The sequence below is a fragment of the Acidovorax sp. HMWF018 genome (assembly GCF_003061035.1).
In the GTDB taxonomy this organism is placed as follows: Bacteria; Pseudomonadota; Gammaproteobacteria; order Burkholderiales; family Burkholderiaceae_C; genus Acidovorax; species Acidovorax delafieldii.
The window spans coordinates 5,287-11,158 of record NZ_QAIM01000632.1 but is presented as its reverse complement, the minus strand read 5'-3'; the positions used below and the strand labels follow the sequence as shown (position 1 = coordinate 11,158).

Annotated in this window: 8 protein-coding genes; 5 read left to right on the top strand and 3 right to left on the bottom strand. The window is 66.1% G+C overall.

All coding sequences use genetic code 11. The features are described from left to right. Nucleotides 1-180: 180 nt before the first annotated feature. Nucleotides 181-672 (bottom strand): cyclophilin-like fold protein, encoded by a 492-nt coding sequence (locus tag DBR23_RS26765; protein WP_233250773.1) that lies wholly within the window; start codon nucleotides 670-672, stop codon nucleotides 181-183. Between the two features lie 75 nt (nucleotides 673-747). On the opposite strand from DBR23_RS26765, the gene DBR23_RS26760 reads away from it, so the two are divergent. From DBR23_RS26760 to DBR23_RS26750, 3 genes are all read left to right on the top strand, one after another. Beyond that, entirely contained in the window at nucleotides 748-1,638 is an 891-nt protein-coding gene (locus DBR23_RS26760) for a LysR family transcriptional regulator (protein WP_056744411.1), read from the top strand. Nucleotides 1,639-1,787: 149 nt separating this feature from the next. After that, nucleotides 1,788-2,267 carry a MerR family transcriptional regulator gene (locus DBR23_RS26755; protein WP_108500100.1) on the top strand — a complete coding sequence of 160 codons (480 nt, stop codon included), beginning with the start codon at nucleotides 1,788-1,790 and terminating at the stop codon, nucleotides 2,265-2,267. Further along, nucleotides 2,194-2,595, top strand: coding sequence for a carboxymuconolactone decarboxylase family protein (locus tag DBR23_RS26750; protein WP_056744406.1), 402 nt, complete (start codon nucleotides 2,194-2,196; stop codon nucleotides 2,593-2,595). The genes DBR23_RS26755 and DBR23_RS26750 overlap by 74 nt, the downstream gene beginning before the upstream one ends. Before the next feature lie 55 nt (nucleotides 2,596-2,650). Here DBR23_RS26750 and DBR23_RS26745 read toward each other — a convergent pair whose 3' ends face one another. Then, nucleotides 2,651-3,238 (bottom strand): DUF1566 domain-containing protein, encoded by a 588-nt coding sequence (locus DBR23_RS26745; RefSeq protein WP_056067596.1) that lies wholly within the window; start codon nucleotides 3,236-3,238, stop codon nucleotides 2,651-2,653. Nucleotides 3,239-3,349: 111 nt separating this feature from the next. After that, nucleotides 3,350-4,324, bottom strand: coding sequence for a LysR substrate-binding domain-containing protein (locus DBR23_RS26740; RefSeq protein WP_108500099.1), 975 nt, complete (start codon nucleotides 4,322-4,324; stop codon nucleotides 3,350-3,352). 169 nt (nucleotides 4,325-4,493) lie between these two features. Here DBR23_RS26740 and DBR23_RS26735 point away from each other — a divergent pair, with 169 nt between their 5' ends. Together DBR23_RS26735 and DBR23_RS31925 are read left to right on the top strand one after the other, a co-directional pair. Next, nucleotides 4,494-5,582 (top strand): tartrate dehydrogenase, encoded by a 1,089-nt coding sequence (locus DBR23_RS26735; RefSeq protein WP_108500098.1) that lies wholly within the window; start codon nucleotides 4,494-4,496, stop codon nucleotides 5,580-5,582. A 41-nt stretch (nucleotides 5,583-5,623) separates the two neighbouring features. Further along, nucleotides 5,624-5,872, top strand: a 249-nt coding sequence (locus DBR23_RS31925) for a DUF4147 domain-containing protein (RefSeq protein ID WP_233250772.1), incomplete at its 3' end; no start/stop codon positions are given.

Genomic DNA, 5,872 nt, shown 5'->3' with positions numbered 1-5,872 from the left:
GGTCCGAGGTGAGGGGGGCTGTGCCGGGTATTGGGTGCTGCGCGTGGATGTTGGAGAGTGTGTTGTGCATGTTCGATGCTCCTGGGGAGGTAGGAAATTGGGGAAGGACGAGAAATCGAGAAATGAAGGCGGGGGTCGATGGCGCGCCTTCGTTGGACGCTCCAATGCTTTGTCCACGCGTCAATCGCTGGCGCGTTCGATACGCACCTTCAAAGGCCCCTGGCGCTGCAACGCGGGCAGGCTCGTGTCCACTCTGCCCAGCCGCACCAGGCCGCGTGCATAGGCGTCATCGCCCACGAAAATCGCCAGATTGCCCCAGGGCGCGTAGTAGTTGATGTCACCTGTTTTGGGGGTGATGCCCGCCGGTGCCCCGTCCACCAACAGCTTGCGCGGCAGGGTGGCGATGCGTTCGATCTCCGCGTAGTTCTGCAACGTCAGCGACAGCGGCAGTTGGGCCACAAAATCGCGCGCTGCGGCGTTGTTGTCCAGGGTGGCGGTGGCAATGGCGCCATCAATTTGCAGATGAATTTTCATGGGGCCCTGCTGTGCAAAGGTGGTGGCGGGCATCACCCCGGCTGCCAGGGTGAATCCCAAGGCGACACCCACCAGGGCGCGGCGTTGGAAGGGGTGGGTGCTGATGCGTTGTGCCATGGCGAGAAGTTTGCCCAGCATTGCTTGCGCCGACTAGATAATGAATGGCGAATGGGTTTATAAGACTGGCTAACCAATCAATCCAGAGAATCAGACATGGCGAGACGCAACCTGAACGATCTGATGGCCTTTGTCACCGTGGCGCGCGAGGGCAGCTTCACCCGGGCCGCAGCCACTCTGGGCGTCACGCAGTCCGCGCTGAGCCAGACCATCCGTGGCCTTGAAGAGCACCTGCAGATCCGGCTGCTCACACGCACCACGCGCAGCGTCTCGCCCACACCAGCGGGCGAACGCCTGATGCAAGCCATCGGTCACCGCTTTGACGATATTGAGGCCGAGCTGGATGCGCTGACCGCACTGCGCGACAAACCCGCAGGCACTGTGCGCATCACCTGCGGCGACCACGTCATGCACACCACGCTGCTGCCCAAGCTCATGCCACTGTTGCACGACAACCCCGACATCACGCTGGAGTTCGACATGAACTACGGCTTTCGCGACATCGTGGCCGACCGTTTTGACGCCGGGGTCCGCCTGGGCAACACCATCGACAAGGACATGATTGCCATGCCCATCGGCCCGCCGCTTCGCATGGCCGTGGTCGCATCGCCCAGCTACTTTGCCGCCCATCCCATTCCCAAAACCCCGCACGACCTGACGGCGCACCGGTGCATCAACCAGCGCATGCCTACCTCGGGCGGCCTGTACGTGTGGGACTTTGCGCGCAAGGGCAAACAGGTCAACGTGCGGGTGGATGGCCCGCTGATCTTTAACACCGCCCCGCCCCAGGTCGATGCAGCGTTGGCCGGGCTGGGCATTGCGCTGCTGCCCGAGGACGAACTGGCCACCCACATCGAAGACGGACGCTTGGTCCGAGTGCTGGAAGACTGGTGCCCACCGTTCGCGGGCTACCACCTGTACTACCCCAGTCGGCGTCAGCCATCGCCTGCGTTTTCGCTGGTGCTGCAGGCGTTGCAGCTGCGGTGAAGAGACTGCTTGCAAGCACGCGGGTGGCTAGAGATCACGAGGCTGCGAATACGAACAAGGGTTAGACAGCGGCCTGTTGCGACCCCTTGTCACGTTGGAGCGATTCAGTGCTTGACTTAGAGTGCACTCCAACTTTCAGAATCGTTCCCATGGCATCCCTCCTCACCATTGCCGAAGTCGCCAAACGCACAGGCCTTACCGCACACACCCTGCGCTACTACGAGCGCGCCGGTTTGATTGCGCCGGTAGCCCGTGCACCCGGTGGCCAGCGCCGCTATGCGGCGTCGGACATGGAATGGATCGGATTCCTGCTGCGCCTGCGCGAGACCCAGATGCCCATTGGGCAGATGCAGGCCTTTGCGCGGCTGCGCAGCGAAGGGAACGCCACCGCCCCCGAGCGGCGCCAGTTGCTGGAACAGCACCTGGCGCAGGTGCTGGCAACGATCACCACGATGCAGCAAGCCGCACAGGCGCTGCAAGCCAAGATCGCGCACTACCAGGGCCTGGAAGCTTCCCTTCGGTCCACCCCGTCGTCCACCCACCAAGGAAGCTCCCATGTCCCCCGAAACCCAACCCCGCTATCTCCAGGGCCTCGCCAAGCTGCGCGAAATCGACGGCCACGCGGGTGAGCGTGTCGTCGCCAGCCTGGCCGACATCGCCCCCGACTTTGCGCGCTACCTGATCGAGTTTCCGTTTGGCGACATCTATTCGCGCCCCGGACTCGATCTGCGCAGCCGCGAGATTGCAGTCATCGCCGCACTGACCGCGCTGGGCAACGCCACGCCACAGCTCAAGGTGCATTTGCAGGCGGCGCTCAATGTGGGCGTCACCCGCGAAGAGGTCGTGGAGGTGCTGATGCAAATGGCGGTGTACGCAGGTTTTCCGGCCGCGCTCAACGGACTGGCCGCGGCACGCGAGGTGTTTGCAGCAGCCGACGCACAACCAGAGACCGCTTGAAGCGCCCTGCCGCCCCGCCCTGTCCTGCCGGATGCGGCTGCTGCGGAGCGACCGCCTATTTGGCGGCCCCCACCGGCATCGGCCGCACCAGCCGCACCGGCAGCTTGCTGGCCCGCGCGGCATCGCCGCGCGCCTCGCCGGTGGACAGGTTCACCGCCCAGCCGTTGATCATGGCCGCCTGCCGCGCGCCATCACCCGCCCGGCTCTGGGCGATGTTGCCGTAGGTGTACTGGTTGACGCTGGGCGCGCTCACGTTGGCGGTGGACGTCCAGTGCCACTGGCCCGGCGCCGCCGGGAACAGAAGAGGGTTGAGGCCCGGGGGCGACAGCGCCTTGTCCACCAGCCGCTGCAGCTCTGTCGCACGGGGCAGGCGCCAGCCCACACCCTCGGCCTTCCAGCGGTCAGAGGCCAGGGCCGTGGCCTCGGCACGGTCCAGCAGCAGGGGCTGGCCCGTGCAGGTTTTGCCGGTCCATTGCATGCCCTCCACACAGCGTGGCCAGGCCAGGCCGGCGCGCTGGTCCAACACATAAGCGCCATCGGCGGACAGGGACCAATCGGCGGCCACCTGCGAATCGGCGGCCTGCGCAGGCCCGGCAAACAGGGCAACCAACAGCGGGGGGATGAGCGGCAACAATGTTTTCATGGGCAAAGCAGGGGCAATGAAAGCCAGGTACGGGTCCGGGGGGCATAGAGGCATCACAGAATGCCTTGGCGACACCCTAACCCGGCAACGGCCTGCGCGCCACCCACCGGGTCAAGAAACCCGCGCGGCCCGCCGCTTGTCCATGCGGCCACCCACGCCCACTCCTGCCAGCGTGCCTGACGCGGCCAATGCCTCGGCCAGGAACCCCACAAACGCCTGCACCCGCGTCGAAAACTGGTGGCGCTGCGGGTAAACCGCATAGATGTCGGCCGCAGGCGTGTGGTACTGCGGCAGCACGGGCTCCAGCAGGCCCTGGGCCAGATGGCGGTTCACGTCCCACTCGGCGCGCATCACGATGCCGTGGCCCTGCAGTGCCCACAGCACGGCGATCTCGCCGTCGTTGGTGGTGAGGTTGCCGGTGATCTTGATCGACTCGGTGTGCGCCTTGCTGCCACGCCCGGTGGTCAGGCGCCACAGGCCGTAGGCCTCGTCGCCCTGGCGGATGCCGATGCACTGGTGCTCCATCAGGTCGCGCGGCACGCGCGGCCTGCCATGCTGCTCCAGGTAGGCGGGTGCGGCGCACAGCACGCGCCGGTTGGGGGCCATGCGGCGGGCAATCACGCGGCCGTCGGGCGGTTCGCCAAACCGCACGCACACGTCGTAGGCATCGTCGGTGATGGGTGGCGGGTGCACCGACAGCTGCAGCTGCACATCCACCTCGGGGTAATGGCGCACAAAGTCCGAGATCACGGGGGCGATGTGCATGCGGCCAAAACCCAGGGTGGCGTTCACGCGCAGCAGGCCCTTGGGGCTGGCCTTGGACTGCACGATGAGTTCATCGAGCGCATCGATTTCGCGCAGGATGCGGCGCGCGTGCTCCAGCAGCAGCTCGCCCTCGGGCGTGAGGCTCATGCGCCGGGTGGTGCGGTTGATGAGCACCACGCCCAGGCGCTTTTCCATCTGCGCCAGGTGTTTGCTCACGGCGGCGGTGGAGACACCCATTTCGCGCCCGGCGGCGCTCAGGCTGGGGCTGGCCGCCAGTGCCGAGAAGAAGCCCAGTTCTGCGGGCTGGATGGTAGAGCTCATCGCCGCATTATCAACTGCAGGTTAACGATGGATTCACTTGTCCGCCGTTTTTACAACGAGCGGATACCTACAGTCGCTCTCACTGTTTTTGTTCCTCCCGCTTTTTCGCGGCACGACAACCCCGCAAGCCTTCCCCCGACGCTTTCACACTCCAAGAGCAGAGACCTTCATGAAAACCTACCAAATCGCCACCATCCCCGGAGACGGCATCGGCAAGGAAGTGATTCCCGCAGGCCAACGCGTACTCGAAGCCCTGGCCGCCCACCACACGGGCCTGCAGTTCCAATTCGAGAACTTCGGCTGGGGCGGCGACTGGTACCGCGCCCACGGCGTGATGATGCCGGCCGATGGGCTCAATGCCCTGCGCGGCAAGGATGCCATCCTCTTCGGCTCGGCGGGCGACCCGGACATCCCCGACCACATCACGCTGTGGGGCCTGCGCCTCAAGATCTGCCAGGGGTTCGATCAGTACGCCAACGTGCGGCCCACACGCATCCTGCCGGGCATTGATGCGCCCCTGAAGCGCTGCACCCCCAAGGACCTGGACTGGGTCATCGTGCGAGAAAACTCCGAGGGCGAATACTCCGGCGTGGGCGGCCGCGTGCACCAGGGGCACCCCATCGAGGCAGCGACCGATGTGTCCATCATGACCCGCGTGGGGGTGGAACGCATCCTGCGTTTTGCCTTCCGCCTGGCGCAGTCGCGCCCCCGCAAGCTGCTCACCGTCATCACCAAGAGCAACGCCCAGCGCCACGCGATGGTGATGTGGGACGAGATCGCCGCGCGGGTGGCCACCGAGTTCCCCGACGTGAAGTGGGACAAGGAGCTGGTGGACGCCGCCACGGCCCGCATGGTCAACCGCCCCGCCACGCTCGACACCATCGTTGCCACCAACCTGCACGCCGACATCCTCAGTGATCTGGCCGCCGCGCTAGCGGGCAGCCTGGGCATTGCGCCCACCGGCAACATCGACCCCGAGCGCCGCTACCCCAGCATGTTCGAGCCCATCCACGGCTCGGCGTTCGACATTATGGGCAAGGGCTTGGCCAACCCCATCGGCACCTTCTGGTCAGTGGTGATGCTGCTGGAGCACCTGGGCGAGGTGGATGCTGCCCGCGCTGTGATGCAGGCCATCGAACAGGTCACCGCCAACCCCGCCCTGCACACCCGCGACCTGGGCGGCACGGCCACCACGGCGCAGGTGACCGACGCCGTGTGCGCGCTGATCAGCGGTACGCCGCTGCAAAAGGCCGCCTGAGTCGCGTGGCCCCCACGCACTGCGCCCTGCCCCACGACCCAATGAGCCCGCACATCGACACCCAGGCCCGCCACTGGCTGCGCAGCATGTTCGATGCCGCCATCGCATCCGCGCAGCCCGCGATATGTCTGCCGCCGCACCTGCCTGCCCCGCCCCGGGGCCGCACGGTGGTGATCGGCGCGGGCAAGGCATCGGCGCAGATGGCGCAGGTGCTGGAGGCCCACTGGCCCACGCCGCTCTCTGGCGTGGTGGTCACACGCTACGGGCATGCTGCCACCTGCCAGCACATC